General features: G+C 63.9%; 15 protein-coding genes and 1 pseudogene. 11 read left to right on the forward strand and 5 right to left on the reverse strand.

What is annotated here, in order from left to right; genetic code table 11:
* Positions 1-53 precede the first annotated feature (53 nt).
* Positions 54-758, reverse strand: a complete 705-nt coding sequence (locus F759_RS0110520) for a VOC family protein (RefSeq protein ID WP_027799816.1) — start codon at positions 756-758, stop codon at positions 54-56.
* A gap of 397 nt (positions 759-1,155) precedes the next feature.
* Here F759_RS0110520 and F759_RS0110525 point away from each other — a divergent pair, with 397 nt between their 5' ends.
* Positions 1,156-2,607, forward strand: a complete 1,452-nt coding sequence (locus tag F759_RS0110525) for an aminotransferase-like domain-containing protein (RefSeq protein WP_027799817.1) — start codon at positions 1,156-1,158, stop codon at positions 2,605-2,607.
* A gap of 272 nt (positions 2,608-2,879) precedes the next feature.
* Positions 2,880-4,778, forward strand: coding sequence for a molecular chaperone HtpG (htpG, locus tag F759_RS0110530; protein ID WP_027799818.1), 1,899 nt, complete (start codon positions 2,880-2,882; stop codon positions 4,776-4,778).
* A 206-nt stretch (positions 4,779-4,984) separates the two neighbouring features.
* Here htpG and F759_RS37545 read toward each other — a convergent pair whose 3' ends face one another.
* On the reverse strand, positions 4,985-5,218 hold the full coding sequence (locus F759_RS37545) for a hypothetical protein (RefSeq protein WP_036024053.1): 234 nt from the start codon (positions 5,216-5,218) through the stop codon (positions 4,985-4,987).
* Between the two features lie 281 nt (positions 5,219-5,499).
* On the opposite strand from F759_RS37545, the gene F759_RS37550 reads away from it, so the two are divergent.
* Positions 5,500-7,374, forward strand: a complete 1,875-nt coding sequence (locus tag F759_RS37550; protein ID WP_036024056.1) for a hypothetical protein — start codon at positions 5,500-5,502, stop codon at positions 7,372-7,374.
* 11 nt (positions 7,375-7,385) lie between these two features.
* Positions 7,386-9,101: a tetratricopeptide repeat protein gene (locus tag F759_RS0110545; RefSeq protein WP_027799819.1), complete on the forward strand. Its 1,716-nt coding sequence runs from the start codon at positions 7,386-7,388 to the stop codon at positions 9,099-9,101.
* A gap of 71 nt (positions 9,102-9,172) precedes the next feature.
* Here F759_RS0110545 and F759_RS0110550 read toward each other — a convergent pair whose 3' ends face one another.
* Positions 9,173-9,679: an OmpA family protein gene (locus F759_RS0110550; RefSeq protein ID WP_027799820.1), complete on the reverse strand. Its 507-nt coding sequence runs from the start codon at positions 9,677-9,679 to the stop codon at positions 9,173-9,175.
* 238 nt (positions 9,680-9,917) lie between these two features.
* On the opposite strand from F759_RS0110550, the gene F759_RS0110555 reads away from it, so the two are divergent.
* The 6 genes from F759_RS0110555 to F759_RS0110580 all read left to right on the forward strand — a co-directional run bounded on the left by F759_RS0110555 (position 9,918) and on the right by F759_RS0110580 (position 15,604).
* On the forward strand, positions 9,918-10,649 hold the full coding sequence (locus tag F759_RS0110555; protein WP_027799821.1) for a chorismate--pyruvate lyase family protein: 732 nt from the start codon (positions 9,918-9,920) through the stop codon (positions 10,647-10,649).
* A complete protein-coding gene (locus F759_RS0110560) occupies positions 10,649-11,122 on the forward strand; it encodes a DNA-deoxyinosine glycosylase (RefSeq protein WP_027799822.1) in 474 nt (157 codons plus the stop codon). The genes F759_RS0110555 and F759_RS0110560 overlap by 1 nt, the downstream gene beginning before the upstream one ends.
* Positions 11,119-12,030, forward strand: coding sequence for a class I SAM-dependent methyltransferase (locus F759_RS0110565; protein WP_027799823.1), 912 nt, complete (start codon positions 11,119-11,121; stop codon positions 12,028-12,030). The genes F759_RS0110560 and F759_RS0110565 overlap by 4 nt, the downstream gene beginning before the upstream one ends.
* 436 nt (positions 12,031-12,466) lie before the next feature.
* Positions 12,467-12,706 carry a DUF3311 domain-containing protein gene (locus F759_RS0110570; RefSeq protein ID WP_027799824.1) on the forward strand — a complete coding sequence of 80 codons (240 nt, stop codon included), beginning with the start codon at positions 12,467-12,469 and terminating at the stop codon, positions 12,704-12,706.
* On the forward strand, positions 12,706-14,256 hold the full coding sequence (gene mctP, locus F759_RS0110575; RefSeq protein ID WP_027799825.1) for a monocarboxylate uptake permease MctP: 1,551 nt from the start codon (positions 12,706-12,708) through the stop codon (positions 14,254-14,256). The genes F759_RS0110570 and mctP overlap by 1 nt, the downstream gene beginning before the upstream one ends.
* Before the next feature lie 118 nt (positions 14,257-14,374).
* Entirely contained in the window at positions 14,375-15,604 is a 1,230-nt protein-coding gene (locus tag F759_RS0110580) for an FUSC family protein (protein WP_027799826.1), read from the forward strand.
* Between the two features lie 226 nt (positions 15,605-15,830).
* Here the strand turns inward: F759_RS0110580 and F759_RS0110585 are convergent, their stop codons facing one another.
* Positions 15,831-16,247: a VOC family protein gene (locus F759_RS0110585; RefSeq protein ID WP_027799827.1), complete on the reverse strand. Its 417-nt coding sequence runs from the start codon at positions 16,245-16,247 to the stop codon at positions 15,831-15,833.
* 356 nt (positions 16,248-16,603) lie between these two features.
* Positions 16,604-17,557 carry a transaldolase gene (tal, locus tag F759_RS0110590; RefSeq protein ID WP_027799828.1) on the reverse strand — a complete coding sequence of 318 codons (954 nt, stop codon included), beginning with the start codon at positions 17,555-17,557 and terminating at the stop codon, positions 16,604-16,606.
* A gap of 336 nt (positions 17,558-17,893) precedes the next feature.
* Here tal and F759_RS43620 point away from each other — a divergent pair.
* Positions 17,894-18,172: pseudogene (locus tag F759_RS43620) on the forward strand (hypothetical protein); the annotation flags it as partial.

Raw genomic sequence — 18,172 nt, forward strand, 5'->3', positions numbered from 1 at the left:
GGAACTGGTCAAAACTTCGATTATCGCGCGAGTCGGCGACCCGCGCGCGCTGCTTATTTAAGGGTCCGTAGACCGTTGGGTGTTTCGAACTCGGCAATCAGTGCGGGCGGGCTCGCGGGGTCGTCCGTCGGTTGTAATTCGATCAGATGCGCGGCGCCGAGCCACTGCAATTGCGCTGCCACGGTATCGGCTTGCGGGTGCACCGCTTTCAACGCTTTTAGCGTGATGCCGGTTTCCGGCAAGACCGCCGACGGATGCCGCGCGGTGTCCCACTGGATGAGCGACGGCAGCACACCGCCGCCGGCGCCTCGCCAGGCGGGGAATGCGCCGTCTTCGGGGATCGACAGGCCCCAGCCGAAGTCGCCGCGCGTGAGCGGCACGATCGGCGGGATGCGCTGCGGGTACTGGGCCTGCCATGTCGGCAGATGTTTTGGACGGTCCACCCGGACGACCCAATGCGACAGATACGGCCCGTTTTCAAGGCGTGCGTGGGTTGCGGGGTCGTCGAGTGCGAAGAGGCGCGCGCGGGGCGCCGCGCCTGCGGAGTCGTGCGCGGCCTCCGCATGCGGGTCGATTGCGATCACTTCCAGATAGGCGCCGCCCCACAGGTTCAGCAGACGGTTGTGAGTCCGCATCAGCGGATGCGCGCCGCCGCCGGCCGGTGCGATGCCGAGAATGTCGGCGACGTACTGTGTGCCCTCGTCGAGCGTGCGTGCGGAAACGACGAGATGATCGAGACGAAGCAGATGTGCGGTCATTGCGGATCGAGGAAACGGGTTTCTACTGTAGGCCGGACCCGCGCCGCGTACCGGCTACGGCGGGCGCCGGGGTCGTAAGCATAACCGCTCGCAGGGCGGCCGCGGCGCGGCACCGACCGGTCAGCGGACTATCTGGCGTAATTCCGGCCGCTTGCCGGTGCTTGGCCATGTGGTCGCGGGTTCGTTTGCGGGTTCGCTTGCGGAATGCTTTCCGGCGACGCCTGCCGCAGCGCCCGCGCCAGGCACAATCCGATGAGCAGGATCGCCGTCAGGGTCGCCAACGTCGTGCCCCGCGCGCTTCGGCAGCGTGCTTTTTCTGTCTCAAATGTAGCGGCGAGGACCGGCACAGTAACGGTACAATCGGCTCGATACCGTTCGGTACAGTTGGAGCCCGTCTATGTCCGTCCCGCTTACGCAGATTCCCGCCCCGCACGACACGGCGTCGCTGACGCTGGTCGAGCAACTCGTGCAATGGGCGCGCCGCCGCATCGAGGAACGCGTGTTTCGTCCCGGCATGCGCATGCCCTCGATCCGCAAGCTTGCACTCGACAAAGGCGTGTCGCGCTTCACGGTGGTCGAGGCTTACGAGCGGCTCGTGGCCCAGGGTTATCTCGAGTCGCGGCGCGGCTCCGGTTTCTTCGTGCGCGAGCGCCTGGCGGGTGCGGCGCTCGCAGAAATTCGTCCGGTCACGCAGGCGAGCGCGCCGGCTACCATCGACGTCGTCTGGCTGCTGCGCAATATGCTGCACACCGGCGCGCGCCCGGAGCGCAGTCCGGGTCTCGGCTATCTGCCGGCGCGTTGGCTCGACGGCGAGTTGATCACCAATGCACTGCGCGCGCTCGGCCGGCAAAGCGGCGCGCAGATGCTCGGCATCGGCACGCCGCTCGGTTTCCTGCCGCTGCGCCAGCAATTGCAGACGCGGATGGAGGAGCTGGAGATCGGCGCGTCGCCCGAGCAGATCGTGATGGTGTCGGGCATCACGCAGGCAATCGACCTGATTTCGCGCATTTACGTCAAGGCGGGCGATTCGGTGATCGTCGGCGATCCGGCGTGGTTCCAGATGTTCGGGCGCTTCGCGTCGCAAGGCGCGCGGCTTGTCGGCATGCCGTACACGCCGGACGGCCCGGACCTCGACGCGCTCGAGTCGCTCGTACAGACGTGGCGGCCCAAGATGCTCGTGATCAATTCCGTGCTGCAAAATCCGACCGGCACTTCGCTGACGGCCGCGCAGGCGTTCCGCATTCTGCGGCTCGCGGAGGCGTACGACTTCATCGTTGTCGAAGACGATATTTACGGCGACCTTTGCCCCCCGAGCTATGCCGGCACGCGGCTCGCGAGCCTCGACCAGTTAAAGCGCGTGATTTACCTCGGCAGTTTTTCGAAGACGCTCGCGCCGAATCTGCGCGTCGGTTTTATCGCGTGTGCGCCCGAAGTCGCGAAGGCGGTCAGCGACCAGAAGATGCTGGTCGGCATGACGAGCCCCGAGCTCAACGAGCGTGTGCTGTACAAGATCCTGACCGAAGGTCATTACCGGCGACACGTCGAACGGCTGCGCGTGCGGCTCGACAGCGTGCGGCAAAAATCCGTGCGAATGCTGGAAAAAACCGGTCTGAAGCTTTTTCTCACACCGACCGCGGGGATGTTCGTGTGGGCCGACACGGGCGTCGATGCCGATGGGCTCGCGGCGGCGGGCCACGAAGCCGGCTTTCTGCTCACGCCAGGCAGCCTTTTTTCGCCGCAGCAGTCGCCCACCACGTGGATGCGCTTCAATATCGCCAATTGCGGCGATCCGGAACTGGCCACGTTTTTGTGTCGTTATCTCGACGGCGTCGCGCGCCGTGCCTCTTGAAACCGCGCGGCACCGCCCTCACGTAGACGCACAATCTGGCGGCACGGCACGGCACGGCACGGCACGGCACGGCACGGCACGGCACGGCACGGCGGTGGGATGTCCGGCGACCGGCATTCCGGGGCGGCATCCGGTGACCGGCATCCGGTGACAGGCATCCGGCGACCGGTATCCGGTGACAGGCAACCCGGCCGCGCGCGCGACGTCCCGCCAGAAACACACCCGAAACCCGATTCGAAAAACCCGATTCGCAACAGAGAGGAACTCCGACCGTGGCACAAGAAACCATGAGCTTTCAGGCGGAAGTGAAACAGCTTCTGCACCTGATGATCCATTCGCTGTACAGCAACAAGGAAATCTTTTTGCGCGAGCTGATTTCCAACGCGTCCGACGCGGCCGACAAGCTGCGCTTCGAAGCCATCGAAAACAGCGGGTTGTACGAGAACGACCCGAATCTGCGGATTCGCGTGTCATATGACAAAGACGCGCGCACCATCACGATCGACGATAACGGCATCGGCATGAGCCGCGACGAAGCGATCGCGAACCTCGGCACGATCGCACGTTCGGGCACCAAGGAATTCTTCGGCAAGCTGTCGGGCGACCAGCAGAAAGACGCCGCGCTGATCGGCCAGTTCGGCGTGGGCTTCTATTCGGGCTTCATCGTCGCGGACAAGATCACCGTCGAGACGCGCCGCGCCGGTTTGCCGGCGTCGGAAGGCGTGCGCTGGGAAAGCGCAGGCGAGGGCGACTTCGCCGTCGAGCTGATTGAGCGCACCGCGCGCGGCACGACCATCACGCTGCATCTGCGTGCGGATGAGGACGAACTGTTGTCGTCGCATCGGCTCAAGTCGATCGTTCAGCGGTATTCCGATCACGTCGCGCTGCCTATTCTGATGAAGAAGGAAGAGTGGGACGCGGAAAAGAGCGCGATGGTCACGAAGGACGAGGACGAGACCGTCAATCAGGCCAGCGCGCTGTGGACGCGTGCAAAGAGCGACATCACCGAAGAGCAGTACAAGCAGTTCTATCAGCACCTGTCGCACGATCATCAGGATCCGCTCACGTGGACGCATAACCGCGTCGAAGGCCGCAGCGAATACACGCAACTGCTGTACGTGCCGAGCCACGCGCCGTTCGACATGTGGAACCGCGATCATCGCGGCGGGCTGAAGCTGTACGTGAAGCGCGTGTTCATCATGGACGACGCCGAGCAGCTGCTGCCCGCGTACCTGCGCTTCGTGAAGGGCGTGGTCGATTCGAGCGATCTGCCGCTTAACGTCTCGCGTGAAATTTTGCAGGAAAGCCGCGACGTCAAGGCGATCCGCGAGGGCGTGACCAAGCGCGCGCTGTCGATGCTGGAAGAGTTGGCCAACTCGGATAACGACGCCGACAAGGAGAAGTACGCCGGCTTCTGGAAGGAGTTCGGCCAGGTGCTGAAGGAAGGCATCGGCGAAGATTTTGCGAATCGCGAGCGGATTGCCAAGCTCGTGCGCTTTGCGTCGACGCATACGGAAACGCCGGAGCAGAACGTGTCGCTAGCCGACTACGTCGCGCGCATGAAGCCCGAGCAAAGCAAGATCTACTACGTGACCGCCGACACCTGGCAGGCCGCAACGCACAGCCCGCATCTCGAAGTATTCCGCAAGAAGGGCGTGGAAGTGCTGCTGCTGACGGATCGCGTGGACGAATGGATGCTGTCGTTCCTGAATGAATTCGACGGCAAGCCGCTGCAAAGCGTGGCGCGCGGCGACCTCGATCTGGGCGCTCTGAACGACGAAGAAAAACAGGCGCAGGAAAAGGTGAGCGAGGAGCTCAAGCCGCTCGTCGAGAAAATGAAGGAAGCGTTGAAGGACAAGGCAAAGGACGTGCGTCTCACGTTCCGCCTGACCGATTCACCGTCCTGCCTCGTTGCCGACGATGGCGAAATGAGCGGCTACCTGCAGCGCATGCTGAAGGCCGCGGGGCAGCAGGCGCCGGCGTTCCATCCGATTCTGGAGGTGAATCCGGAACACGCGCTGGTGAAGGGCTTGCACGCCGAGAGCGCAAACTTCGACGATTGGTGCCACCTGCTATTCGACCAGGCGTTGCTGGCCGAGGGCGGCGCGCTCGAAGATCCGGCGAGCTTCGTCAAGCGGACGAACGCGTTGTTGCTCGCGCGTGCGGATTGAGCGTGGGTTCAGGCTGAATTCAGCCTGAATCGAGCGTGATTACGTAACGTCGAACCGACGCTGAATGAAAGAGAGAATGCGCTGCTTCGGCAGCGCATTTTTTTGCCTCCCACGCTGTGGCGTTGTGAGCCGACCGAGAAAAATCCCGGATCGGTCACGCTCCGTGCGCATTAATGGTCGAGTGTTAGCCCGTGCAAGTGACGCACTTACGCGAGCACGCTCCCGGCCAGTTCCTTCGCCTCGAAACTGGAATGATGATCGCCGAGCACTTGCGCCGCGAGGCCGCCGATTGCCACGCTGGTCTGTTTAGAAGTGTGGTGCTGAGCAAGCGCTGACCCGGCTAGCTCTTTCTCAATATGCGTGGCCCCCTGGCGAGCCAATACAGCCGATGCAAGATGCGCGATGCGATCGGACGTTTCCTTCCCGTTAGTAGTATTCAACCTGACTCCCTGCTGCGAGTTGTGAATTGCTCGACGTCTCGGGTCTTTCCGACATCGGGCGAAATTAATTATGGTTAACTAACTAAAACTAATCAACGATCATAAATTGAGATTGGTTTATGAGATGCAGGGCACGGCATTATCTTGGCCTCTCGCGCTTCAAACTGCGAGGCTACAGGAATCACACAGGTTCTTTAAGCCACTTTCTGTACAAGCCGTGCGCGTCGGAATCTCCTTTTGTGATTGAAGTGTTCTCGCGTTGTGGCACTTTGTAAATTTTCATGTCCGATCCCGCTTTGGCAGCCCCGGCCGTTCTGGTCAATGTGACAACGCCTCTGGAGACAGTTCGTCTTCTGTGGTCGATTCTGCGGCAGGAGGGGTTCGGCGCGGCTGTGCTGCGCGCGGCGGAGTTGGCCGCCGCTGGCGTCACGTCGCAGTTGCATGCCGACCTGCATGCGAGCGCCGGGCGCTTCGAAGAGGCGTATCACAGCGCGTCGCAGGCGCCAGCGGAAGCCGAGGGCGCGCGCCATGCCCGCCTCGCGTTGTTCGCGGACGCGCTCGACCGCAGCGAAGCCGCACGGCATCACAGCGAAGCCGCGGTCGCGGCGCAGCCGCTCGCCACGACGCTCGAATGGATCGTCTGGCTGATCAACGGCTGCGGCGCGCATTCGGCGGCGGTGCACATGTTGCGCGCCTATCGGCGGCGAGAGCCGAACGACGCACGCGCGTCATGGTGGGTCGCTATTTCGCTCGGTGCACTGGGCAATCCGGGCACGCGCGAGGAGCGGCGTGCGGCGCTCGCGCGAGCCTACGCGCTCGATCTGTCCGTCGATCCCGCGTTGCCCTTGCAACTCACGCTGGCGTTGCGCGAGGTGCGCGACTGGCCCGCCGTCGAGCAGGTGTGTCGTGAAGCGCTGGCGCGAAATCCCGCCGACGCTGAAATGGCCTGGCAGCTCAGCCACGCGCAATGGCAGTGCAACGACGCGGCAGCGGCCGAGGCAACCATGCGTGCCGCGAATGCCGCGTCGCCGGGCAATGCCGATGTGCTGGCCGCGATCGGGCTGTATCTGTGCGAGCAGGCGCGCTACGAGGAAAGCGCGGCAGCGCTGCGTGAAGCGCTAGAGGTCAATCCCCACGCCGTGACGCCGGCAATCGATCTTGCGGACCTGGACCTGCGGCGCGGCGCATGGACAAGCGGCTGGAAGCGCTTCGAGGCGCGCCTCGCACGTGACGACCGCAAGCCCAATAACATCGTTTCCGTCATGGCTCGCCTTTGTCCGCGGTGGCATGGCGAGGCGCTCGCCGGCAAGACGCTTGTCGTGCACAGCGAACTGGGCAGCGGCGACGACATTCACATGGTGCGCTACGTCCCGCAACTTGCCGCGCGCGTGCATGAGGAGGGCGGCCGGCTGGTGTTCTGCGTGCGCAAGTCGTTGCACGCACTGCTGGCGCGCTTTTACCCGGACTGCGTGTCGATCGAAGACGGCCCGCTCGGCGCGCCGGATTACAGCCTGCCCATGATGAGCCTGCCGCTCGTGCTGGATATTCAGCCGCAGCAGGTGCGGGGCGACGCGTATCTTCGTACGGACCCGAACAAGGTGGCCATGTGGCGCGAGCGGCTGGGCAAGCAGACGCCGCAGGTGAGACTGCACGTCGGCCTCGTGTGGGCCGGAAGTCCTACGCATCGTCGCGACGAGAAGCGCTCCATTGCCCGCGCGGCGCTCGCGCCGCTGCTGTCGCTGGCCGATGTCGCGTTCTATTCGCTCACGCCAGGACGCGCGGCCGATATCGCGGTGCTGACCGCGCAGGGTTATCGCGTGTGCGATATGACGGCGGATTACCACGCCGGGTTCGACGACGTCGCCGCTCATCTGACTGCGCTGGACGCGCTTGTCACGATCGACAGCGCGCCGTTGCATCTGGGCGGCGCGTTAGGGCGGCCGGTGTTCGCGATGCTCGACCACGTGTCCCATTGGGCTTGGGGCAACGAGGAGGCGCAGCGCTGGTACGGCTCGCTCGAGTTGTTCAGGCAGCCGCAGCCCGGACAATGGGCCCCGGTGATCGAGCGAGTGACGGCGCGCCTGCAATCGTTGATCGCAGCAGGCGCGAGCAGCGTGAGTTCGGGCAACGCAGTGCAGCCGGCAACCAACGGTTGATGAGGGCGCCCATGCACGATTCAACTCCATTACCCGGCGAGGCTGTGCCGAGCGATGCCGACGCACTGCATCACCTCGGCCTTGCGTACTTCCGCGACGGAGCGCTCGACCGTGCATGCGAGCAGCTCGATCGCGCATTGACCGTCGCGCCGGAGCGTGCGGACGTCTGGGAGCATCGCGGGTTGCTTGCCGTGCTGCGCGGCGAGCGGATCGCGGCCGAGGCGTTCTACTACAGGGCGCTGAACTTGAGCGGTGGCAGTGCCTGCCTGCATCGGAATCTGGCGGATTGTCTGAAGCTATCCGGGCGACTTACCGAGGCGCGCCAGCACTATCTGAACGCGTTGAGCTTCGAGCCCACGCTGCACCATGCAGTTCGCGCGCTCGCGCAGATCTGCACGGATGAAGCGCAGCACGCCGATGCAGCGCAGTACTGGCTGCGCGCATGGGCACTCGACTCCGCCAGCATTGAAGATGCGTTCCGGCTGATCGCGGCTTTGTCGAAGGCGCAGCGCGATATTGCGATCGACGATCTGCTGCCGGCGCTGCGCGCACGCTGCGCCACCGATCCCGCAGCGCTCGAACAACTCGCATTTACGCTGAATGGAGCGCAGCGATTTGCCGACGCTATCAGCGTCGCGAGACAGGCGATCGGTCTCGATCCGCACAATGCGTGGCTGCATCACAATGCATCGTTCGCGCTCAATATGCTGGGCGATTTCGAGCAGATGCACGTGCATACCGCCGAGGCCGCTCGCCTGATGCCCGAGAGCGCACCGATGCAGTTCAATCTCGCGGCAGCGCAACTGCGGGCGGGCGACTTCGAACGAGGCTGGAGACAATACCGGTGGCACGACGCGCTGCCGGAAAATCACAACCTGGTTCGCCCGGATTTCCCGGAGTGGCGAGGTGAGCGCGTTCTGGGCAGCCGGTTTCTGTTGATCGGCGAGCAGGGACTTGGCGATCAGATCCAGTTCTTGCGCATGGCCGACTGGCTGCATCGGCGTGGCGCGCAGGTGGACGTGTGGGTCGAAGAGCCGCTTGGCGATGTGGCTCGCCAGGCGGCCGGCGTGCATGCGGCCTGGACCTCGGTGCCGCCTGGCCCCTACGACTACTGGTGCCGCATGTTGCGGATGCCGGCGCATATGAACCTCGAGTTGTCGATGTTGCCGCTTGCCACGGCGTATCTGCAAGCAAGGCCCGCAGACGCGCAGCGTTGGCATGATCGCGTGGAAGCGCTCGGCGCCGTGAACTCAGAAGGCCCGTTCAAAAAGCGCGTCGGCATCGTATGGGCAGGCAATCCGGCTTACGAGCTCGATCGCTACCGCTCCGTTCCGCTTCGGCAATGGCGGCGGCTTCTGGAACAGCCGGGCGTGCGGTGGTTCTCGCTACAGAAAGGCGATGCGCAGCACGACGCCGCGGCCTGGTCCGAGAGTATCGACATGCATGTGCTCGGGCCCGAGATTCACAGCTTCCAGGATACGCTGGCGATCATTCAGTCGCTCGATCTCGTAATCACGGTGGATACCGCGGTCGCGCATCTGGCAGGGGCATGCGGCGCGCCGGTATGGGTGCTGGTGCCCACCTTCACCGACTGGCGCTGGATGGTGGCGCGCGCCGATAGTCCGTGGTATCCGTCAATGCGTCTTTTCAGACAGCGCGAGTTGAATCAGTGGGGTGCGGTGCTTGCTGACGTCGCGCAAGCGCTGCGGGAGTATCTCGGGACGTGAGCCGGACGCGCGCTGCGCAGCCGGCCCCAACGTATTGACCCAGTTCAGGCCTGGTATGAAACGGCTGGTGGCTACTTCTTGCCCATCAGGGTTTCCATCGTTTCGCCACGCACGACGATCTCGGTGCGGCGGTTGAGCGCGCGGCCTTCCGGCGTGTCGTTGCTTGCAACGGGATTGTTGTACGCGTTGCCCTTCGTGCGGATACGCTCCATCGCCACGCCGCGCGCCACGAGCGCGTAACCCACGGCGGTCGCGCGCGCTTCCGAAAGCTGCTGGTTGTATTCGAGCGTGCCGACGTTGTCCGTATAGCCTTCGACGATGATCGGCTTCTTGCTGCGCTTGAGCAGGACGGCGGAACGGTCGACCACCGCGCTCGCGTCGCCGCGCACTTGCGACTTGTTGAAATCGAACAGCGCTGTTTCCGGCAGCTTGACGGCGACGCCGTCGGGGACTTGCGCGACTTCGATGCCCACGGCCTTGTTCAACGACGTTTCGGTGTCGCGGTTCAACGGTGCCGCGCAGCCTGCCACCAGCAGCACCGACATTGCGCAGGCGCTCATGCCTAGAAGTTTTTTCATGTTTGTTCTCTCGTTCGTTTGCAGATCGGGTGGCGCGCCCGCCGATAGTGGGCGAATCGCCGGTTCGTGAAGCACGGAGGTTTTATCGTGCGTCGCGGCGACGGAGAATCGGACTTTTCCGAAATCGGCAGCTTGAGTGAGGGTTTCGATCCCGATGCGGCGATCAAGCCAAATCGCCGGAAAACGCGCGTGCGGGCCGGGCAATCGTCCGACAGTGGCGCCGTTATAATCCGAACCCATGCCTATTCGTTTCGATGCCGCCGACGCGCACTGGCGCGTCGCTCCCTTGCCTGGCTTTAGCGCCGCGCACAAAGACTGGTTGACCCGCGGCGGTTCCCTGACCGCGCATCTGCGCGCGCTCGGCGCCGTCGCCGTGCGCGTCACGCGTGAAGGCGTGGCGTTGCCCTGGGCCGACGAGCATGCCGCGTTAGGTCTTCGCGTGCGCGGACCGGTGTGGGTGCGCGAGGTCGTCCTGTCCGTCAACGCCGTGCCGTTCGTCGCCGCGCACAGTGTTGCGCCTCTGGCCGCGAGCGTCGGCGTATGGCAGGCCACGCGGCGTTTGCGCACGCGGCCGCTTGCCGAACTGCTCTATAGCGATAGCAGCGTCGCGCGTTCGGCGCTGGTCAGCCGCCGCGTGACTGCACGACATCCGCTGTACCGGTTGGCCTCGCGGGAAGTCGGCGCAATGCCGCCGCATGCGTTGGTGGCGCGCCGCTCGGTGTTCGAGCGGCATGGCGAGCCCCTGATGGTCACCGAATGTTTTTTGCCCGCGTTGTGGACGCATCTTGCGTCTTTGCCGGAAGCTTTGCCGGAAGCGGATCACGCGGGTCTCCCGAACGCCGATGCTGCCGATGCCGCCAACGTCACGCACGCGAGCCACTCGCGCCCGCGCGAACATGGCAGGCAGATCGAACACACGGCATCGCGCGGGCATCCCGCGACGCGTGCCGCCAATGAGCGGAGCCGCTGATGCTGCGCGGCTTTCCTCCCGTTGCCGCCGGCGACACGCATACGCTGATACTCGGCAGTTTTCCCGGTGAAGCGTCGCTTGCCGCGACGCAGTACTACGCGCATCCGCGCAACCAGTTCTGGCGTTTGCTCGGCACCGTGCTCGAAGAACCGCTCGCGGAACTCGCCTATGAAGAGCGGTTGCGGCGCGTACTTTCGCACGGCATCGGCGTGTGGGATGTGCTCGCCGCGTGCCATCGCGAAGGCAGTCTCGATGCGGCGATCCGCAACGCGCAGCCAAACGACTTCGCTTCGCTGCGCGAACACGCGCCGGACCTGCGCAAGGTCTGCTTCAACGGCAAGACGGCGGGGCGCTTTGCGCCCGTGATCGGCGCGGCCGGCTACACGACCCTCGTATTGCCTTCGTCGAGTCCGGCCAATGCTATGCTCTCGTTCGATCAAAAATTGCGCCTGTGGCGCGACATCCTTACATGACGAAACTCATCAAGCGCGCTTCGGCTGAAGCGCGTGCATTCCGCAACCGCAATGCCGACGGCGCGGGCAAACGCGAGGCAGTGCGCAACAGGAAGCGCGCGTCGAACGACGACGATCTGCACGACGCGCCGCAAATCGAAACACCACGCAAGCCTCGTTTCGCGCCCGTCACGTTCTCGGAAGAAGGCGGCGTGCGCTATCTGCATTTCGGCACGGAATGGGTGCAAGGCGCGATGCGTCTGCGCAAGCCGGATCACATCGAACTCGAATACGCGCAGCAAATGATGGCGTGGCTGCTGTTCATCGAAACGCCAAAGCGCATCGTGCAACTCGGTCTCGGCGCGGCTGCGCTGACCAAGTTCGCGCATCGCTTCTTGAAGCGCGCCAAGGTCGAAGCGGTCGAAGTGAACCCGGCGGTCGTCATCGCGGCCCGCACGATGTTCGAACTGCCGCAAGACGACGCGCGCCTTACGGTGCATGAGACGGACGCGTGGGACTTCGTCAACGACCGCGCGAATCACGGCACCATCGGCGCATTGCAAATAGACATCTACGATGCGACGGCGCGCGGCCCGGTGCTCGACAGCGTCGGGTTTTATCGTGCGGCTCGCGCGTGTCTGACGGATGCCGGCGTGGTCACGGTGAATCTGTTCGGCGATCACCCAAGCTTCGTGCGCAACATGAAGCGTCTGAACGAAGCGTTCGACGGCCGCGTCGTCGCGTTGCCGGAAGTGCATGACGGCAACCGCATCGCGATTGCATTCTCCGGCCCGGCGCTCAACGTGCCTTTCACGGCGTTGCAAACACGCGCGAAGCTGATCGAAGCGGAGCTCGGCTTGCCGGCGCGCAAGTGGATCAAGGGCCTGCAGGAGTCGACGGGGCGGACGGGCGCGTCGTTCGCCATCTGAATCCGACCGGTTCCGAAGAGGCCAGGCCATGACAGCCTGGCCTCACCGCAACAAACGTCGCATCCGCGCGACGCAACCCGGATCTGCGATCTATCCGGCATTGAAGCGGCAACTCCGCCGTTTTCCCACCAGGTGCAAATACGACTGAGGCCGCAAGAGGCACGCCGCGCGGCTGCTTTGGCCAAGCCCGTTCGCCGCTCGCCGGCATTCGCTGAAACGCCGTCTCGCTGGCTCTGACAGCAGCGCCCATGCCTCGGGTCGTCCCTGCTTGACCGCACGTTCGCGGCTCCTATACTCTTTCGAGGCTTTCGGGGCACTCGTGTCAGATGCGGGGCGATCTTCCGCGGGCTTGCTGCCGCGAGGCGGTCCTCCACGTTGGGGGCCACCACCCGTCGAACACGGGCCAACATTTCAATAATAGGGAAGAGGAGACGTCATGGCTCACGACGCCGACGCGAAAAAAGCCAGCAAGCACTGGCTCTGGCTGTTGCTGTTGCCCTGGATCGCTATGGTCTGGGTGCCGTCGTATAACAAGGTCGAACCGGTTCTGTTCGAGTTTCCGTTCTTCTACTGGTATCAGCTCCTCTGGGTGCTGATCAGCGCGGTCATCACGGCGCTCGTGTACTTCAAGACCAAGACGCGCTCGTCGGGCCGTCCGCAGGGGGACGCACGATAATGAACGCCATCGCAACTTTCGTCTTCGTCCTGTTTTTCATCGGCGTCACGATTCTCGGCTTTATCGCGGCCCACTGGCGGCGCGGCGATCTCGCCCATCTGGAAGAGTGGGGTCTCGGCGGCCGGCGCTTCGGCACCATCGTCACCTGGTTCCTGCTGGGCGGCGATCTGTATACCGCGTACACCTTTATCGCCGTGCCGGCGCTGGTATTCGGTGCGGGCGCAACGGGTTTCTTCGCGCTGCCGTACACGATCCTGATCTACCCGTTCGCGTTCGTCGTGTTCCCGAAACTGTGGAGTATCGCCAAACGTCAGGGCTACGTGACGTCGGCGGACTTCGTGTCGGCACGCTACGGCAGCCGCATGCTCGCTCTCGCGATTGCCGTGACCGGCATCGTCGCGACCATGCCGTACATCGCGCTGCAACTGGTCGGCATCGAAGTGGTGATCGGTGCGCTCGGCTTCGACACGAAGGGCTTTGTCGGCGATCTGCCGCTGATCATCGCGTTCGCGATCCTGGCCGCGTACACGTACACGTCGGGGCTGCGGGCGCCGGCCATGATCGCGGTCGTCAAGGACGTCCTGATCTACATCACGATCTTCGCCGCGATCATCGTGATTCCGCCACAACTGGGCGGCTTCGGTCACATCTTCAGCGCGGTGCCGCCGGCCAAGTTGCTGCTGAAGGCGCCGGACGTGTCGAGCCTGAACGGCTATAGCGCGTATGCGACGCTGGCGGTGGGTTCGGCGCTCGCGCTGTTCCTGTACCCGCACTCGATCACGGCGGTGTTGTCGTCGAAATCGGGCAACACGATCCGCCGCAATATGGCGATGCTGCCGGCTTACTCGCTGGTGCTCGGCCTGCTCGCGCTGCTCGGCTTCATGGCGCTCGCTTCGGGCGTGAAGGACATGCCGGAATTCGCGCCGTACTTCAAGGCGTTCGGCCCGAACTTCGCGGTGCCCGCGCTGTTCCTGCACTTCTTCCCGTCGTGGTTCGTCGGTGTCGCGTTCGCGGCGATCGGCATCGGCGCGCTGGTGCCGGCGGCGATCATGTCGATTGCGGCGGCGAACCTGTACACACGCAACATCCATAAGGAGTTCGTGAACCGCAACATGACGCACGAGCAGGAGACCAACGTCGCGAAGCTGGTGTCGCTGATCGTCAAGGTCGGCGCGGTCGCCTTCATTCTCGGCCTGCCGCTGACGTACGCGATCCAGTTGCAGTTGCTCGGCGGCATCTGGATTATTCAGACGCTGCCTGCGATCGTGCTGGGTCTCTACACGCGCGTGCTCGACTATCGCGGCTTGCTGCTCGGTTGGGCAGTGGGCATTGCGACCGGCACATGGATGGCCATTTCGCTGAAGCTCGCCGGTTCGATCTTTACGATTCACCTGTTCGGCATGGCGATTCCCGGCTATGCGGCGGTGTGGTCGCTGATCGTGAACCTGGTGGTGGCCGTGGTGGTTAGCGTGCTCGTGCGCGCTTTCGGTATGCAGCGCGCCGAAGACCGCACGCGTCCGGAAGACTATCTGGACGTGGTCGAGAGCTAAGACTCAACGCCACAACAGTCGTAGCGCCCGCGGACGAGAGCCCGCGGGCGTTTGTATTTACAGCGCACTCCAGGGCACGATAGCAGGACTTTCTCCCAAAGCGTTCGTCGCGTCCCTTATGGCTCCTGCCGATTCCCGCACCGTGATTCCGCGCCGCTCGGCGGTGAGCCGGATGGTTCGCGCGGTTACGTCGCCGTATTACCGCTATCGACACGCGAAGATTCTGCACAGCCTGCGCGTGGGCCTGGCGATGTTGTTCTCGATTCTTGCGACCACCGGCATCGACATTCCGCACGGCATCTGGTCGTCGGTGACGCTGCTCGTGGTGATCGGCGGTTTGCAGCATCACGGCAATATCCGCAAGAAAGCGGCGGAGCGGGCCGCCGGTACGTTGCTCGGAGCGTCCATCGGGCTGCTACTGATCGTGCAGCAGAATCTGCTTGGCTCGCTGCCGCTCACCTTCGTGCTGATGTCGATTGTCGCCGCGATCTGCGCCTGGTTCGCGATCGGCGCGTCGGGCTATATCGGGTTGTTGACGGCCATCACGATGTGTATCGTCGCCGGGCATGGCGACAATGTGATCGACGTTGGCTTGTGGCGCACGCTCAATGTGTTGATCGGCATTGTGATCGCGCTGGCTTTTTCCTTTGCGCTGCCGCTGCACGCAACTTATTCTTGGCGTTACGGGATCGCGGCCAATCTGCGCGAATGCGCGCGCATTTACACGCGTTTGCTGGAAGGCGAGACGGTTGGCGACGAGGAACAGGTCAAGCGTTTTCTGGAAATCAACCGGCGCCTCGTGCAACTGCGTTCCCTGATGCCTTCGGTAGCGAAGGAGATCGACGTGCCGCAGGCGAAGCTCGAGGAGATTCAGCGGCTGCATCGCTCGGTACTCAGTTCGCTCGAACTGCTCGCAACCGGTCCGCTGATGCAGGCCGACGCCGCGTCGCGCACGGCCTATGCGGAGCAGTGCGCCGCGCAGGTGCAGGCGGTGCGCGCCATTTTGCTGGCGATCGCGCGCGCTCTGCGCTTTGGCCGCGCGACCCATTTCGGTATTCCGGCGGCCGGCGAACCGGCGGCCGGCGAACCGATGGCTGGCGAACCGGTGGCTGGCAGTCCGGTGGCCGGCAGTCCGGTGGCCGGCAATCCGGTGGCCGGCAATCCGGTGGCATTGCCGCACGAGCAAGCGAGGGGCAATGCGGTGCTTAAACTGCCGCCCGACCTGCAAGGACCGTATTGGCTCGCGCAGCGGCTCGCGGAACAGGTCGATCGCTTGCGCGCGGCGTTGCTAGAGACCGAGCCCAACTGGAACATCGAGCGGCGCTCGCGGACTTCGCAGAAGGCTTAGGTGGTTGTGCCGGAGGTGCTGTCGGTTGAGGGTCTGGCGGTGTGGCTGTGGCTAAGGCTAGGGCTGAGGCTGTAACAGCCGCGCAGCGGCTACGCCTAGGCATGCGGGCGTGACAGCGCCGCCTGTCCCCGCCGCAACGGCCATTGCGACTACCCTCACGACCGTCGGCGTCGCGGCCAAACCGTCACGCGTCGCGCCGCGCCGGGCAAGGGCCGCTCACCATCAATTACTCATGCGGCAGCGTCACCATCCACATGAGACCGAAGCGGTCCACCGCCATGCCAAAGCCTTTGCTCCAGAACGTCTCGCCCCAAGGCATGACGATCTGCCCGCCGTCGGCGAGCGCGTTGAAGTACTTCTGCGCCAATGCCGTGTCGTCCGCGGTCAACGACAGGCTGAAGCCGCTCATGGGCTTCGCGTCCTGGTCGCAATTGCCGTCGGACGCCATCCACTGGGTCGAGCCCATCTGCACGTTCGCATGCATGATCTTGTCCTCGACGCCCGGACGAGGCTGATTCTGCGGATCGGGCGGTGCGTCCTTGAAGCGCATCATGGACGTGACTTCGGCGCCGAGGTGCTGGCGGTAATAGTCGAGCGCTTCTTCGCAGCGTCCGTTGAAAAATACGTAGGGTTGAACTTCCATCATCGTCTCCCGAAATATGGATGTGGGACGCCTTCGTGCCCGGCAAGCAAAGAGCAGACGTGCAGACCATTTTAGGTAACGGTTTTCGGATGATTGTGACTTTCTATCGTGAAGAAAAGACGACTAGCCTGCGACGACCGGGCCATCGTTGCCCGATCAGCGAAGGCGCGAACCGGCGGTAAACGGCGCGGAGCCCCGAACCTCCCGGTTCGGGGCTCCGCGTTGCGGTGCTATCCGTGACTGCGCGCGTTGCAGTGGCGCGCGCCGACTCTCAAACCGGGAACACGGAGACGAAACAATGCTGGACGCGGATCCTGGCCGTCGAAGCCGGCGGCCGGACCCGCTGACGAAACCGTTTAACGCAGCGCTTCGATCAGCTTTTCGAGCTTGACTGCGTCCGCGGCAAACGCGCGGATGCCTTCGGCGAGCTTTTCGGTTGCCATCGCCTCGTCGTTGACGAGGAAGCGGAACGACGCTTCGTCGACCGGCACGCGTTCGATGTCCGCGTCTTTCGAACTGTCCGGCGACAGCTTGCGCTCTACCTTATCGGTACTTTCGTGCAGCTTTTGCAGCAGATCCGGGCTGATGGTCAGCAGATCGCAGCCCGCCAGTTCCAGAATCTGACCGGGGGTGCGAAAGCTCGCGCCCATCACCTCCGTTTTGTAGCCGAACTTCTTGTAGTACGCGTAAATGCGGCGCACGGACTGGACGCCGGGGTCGTTCGCGCCGCCGTCTTTCGCTTCGTCCCACGCGCTGCCGGCGTTCTTCTTGTACCAGTCGTAGATGCGGCCGACGAACGGCGAGATCAGCTTCGCGCCCGCGTCTGCACAGGCGGCGGCCTGCGCGAGCGAGAATAGCAGCGTCATGTTGCAGTTGATACCTTCTTTCTGCAGCACTTCAGCCGCGCGCACGCCTTCCCACGTGGACGCCAGCTTGATCAGCACGCGCTCCCGGTCGATGCCGTGTGCCTTGTACAGCGAGATCAATTCGCGGCCCTTGGCGATCGAGCCCTGTACGTCAAACGACAGACGCGCATCGACTTCCGTCGACACGCGGCCGGGAATGATCTTCAGAATTTCGGTGCCGAAAGCGATCAGCAACTGGTCGATGATCGCGCCCAACGGCTTCGACGCATGGTCTTTCACCGTTTTTTCGAGCAGCGGCCTGTAATCGTCTTTCTGGACGGCCTTCAGGATCAGAGACGGATTAGTGGTCGCGTCCTGCGGCTTGTACTGAGCGAGTTGCTGGAAGTCGCCGGTATCGGCCACGACCGTGGTGTATTGCTTGAGTTGATCGAGTGCGGTTGTCATATTCGTGCCTTCAGGGGGCGCATGCGCCATGGTTCAGGAGAATGAGGTCGCCGCCGGAGTGAAAGGCCGGGCCGGCGGCCGCGAGTCACGCTGCAGCACTTGCCCGATGTTGCCGGGAAACGCTGCCGGATGCTTCTATTTTATGGCGGATCGTCCGATGTCGTGTTGACAGTTGCCAGCAACAATCGGTTCACAGCGATTCGGCAGCGATTTCCGGCGCCGGTTTCCGCCTCCGTCGAAGTGCGCGATTGCGCACCGACGCGTGATGCAACGCCGTCTGGTGTGCCCGCGCCACTTCATAAGAGCGCGTTGCCGTACGCCGCAACGGCGCCTGTCATGCGCCACGTCACGCAACAGCGCCTGCCGTACAGCACGTCAAACAACGGCACGTCGTATGCGCCGCGCCGGATATATCGTCCGCAAGCCGCAAGCCGCAAGCCGCAAGCCGCAAGCCGCAAGCCGCAAGCCGCAAGCCGCACACCGCACACCGCACACCGCACACCGCGCACCGCGCACCGCGCACCGCACACCGCACACCGCACACCGCACACCGCACACCGCACACCGCACACCGCACACCGCACACCGCACACCGCACACCGCACACCGCACACC

It is taken from the genome of Paraburkholderia dilworthii (genome assembly GCF_000472525.1).
Classification (GTDB): domain Bacteria; phylum Pseudomonadota; class Gammaproteobacteria; order Burkholderiales; family Burkholderiaceae; genus Paraburkholderia; species Paraburkholderia dilworthii.

Coding starts and splice junctions, on each gene's coding strand:
- F759_RS0110585 (WP_027799827.1), bottom strand. CDS start 16,247: ATGGAAGTTCAACCCTACGTATTTTTCAACGGACGCTGCGAAGAAGCG.
- F759_RS0110580 (WP_027799826.1), top strand. CDS start 14,375: ATGGCTCCTGCCGATTCCCGCACCGTGATTCCGCGCCGCTCGGCGGTG.
- F759_RS37550 (WP_036024056.1), top strand. CDS start 5,500: ATGTCCGATCCCGCTTTGGCAGCCCCGGCCGTTCTGGTCAATGTGACA.
- F759_RS0110550 (WP_027799820.1), bottom strand. CDS start 9,679: ATGAAAAAACTTCTAGGCATGAGCGCCTGCGCAATGTCGGTGCTGCTG.
- F759_RS0110555 (WP_027799821.1), top strand. CDS start 9,918: ATGCCTATTCGTTTCGATGCCGCCGACGCGCACTGGCGCGTCGCTCCC.
- F759_RS0110570 (WP_027799824.1), top strand. CDS start 12,467: ATGGCTCACGACGCCGACGCGAAAAAAGCCAGCAAGCACTGGCTCTGG.
- tal (WP_027799828.1), bottom strand. CDS start 17,557: ATGACAACCGCACTCGATCAACTCAAGCAATACACCACGGTCGTGGCC.
- F759_RS0110560 (WP_027799822.1), top strand. CDS start 10,649: ATGCTGCGCGGCTTTCCTCCCGTTGCCGCCGGCGACACGCATACGCTG.
- F759_RS0110565 (WP_027799823.1), top strand. CDS start 11,119: ATGACGAAACTCATCAAGCGCGCTTCGGCTGAAGCGCGTGCATTCCGC.
- F759_RS0110520 (WP_027799816.1), bottom strand. CDS start 758: ATGACCGCACATCTGCTTCGTCTCGATCATCTCGTCGTTTCCGCACGC.
- mctP (WP_027799825.1), top strand. CDS start 12,706: ATGAACGCCATCGCAACTTTCGTCTTCGTCCTGTTTTTCATCGGCGTC.
- F759_RS0110525 (WP_027799817.1), top strand. CDS start 1,156: ATGTCCGTCCCGCTTACGCAGATTCCCGCCCCGCACGACACGGCGTCG.
- F759_RS0110545 (WP_027799819.1), top strand. CDS start 7,386: ATGCACGATTCAACTCCATTACCCGGCGAGGCTGTGCCGAGCGATGCC.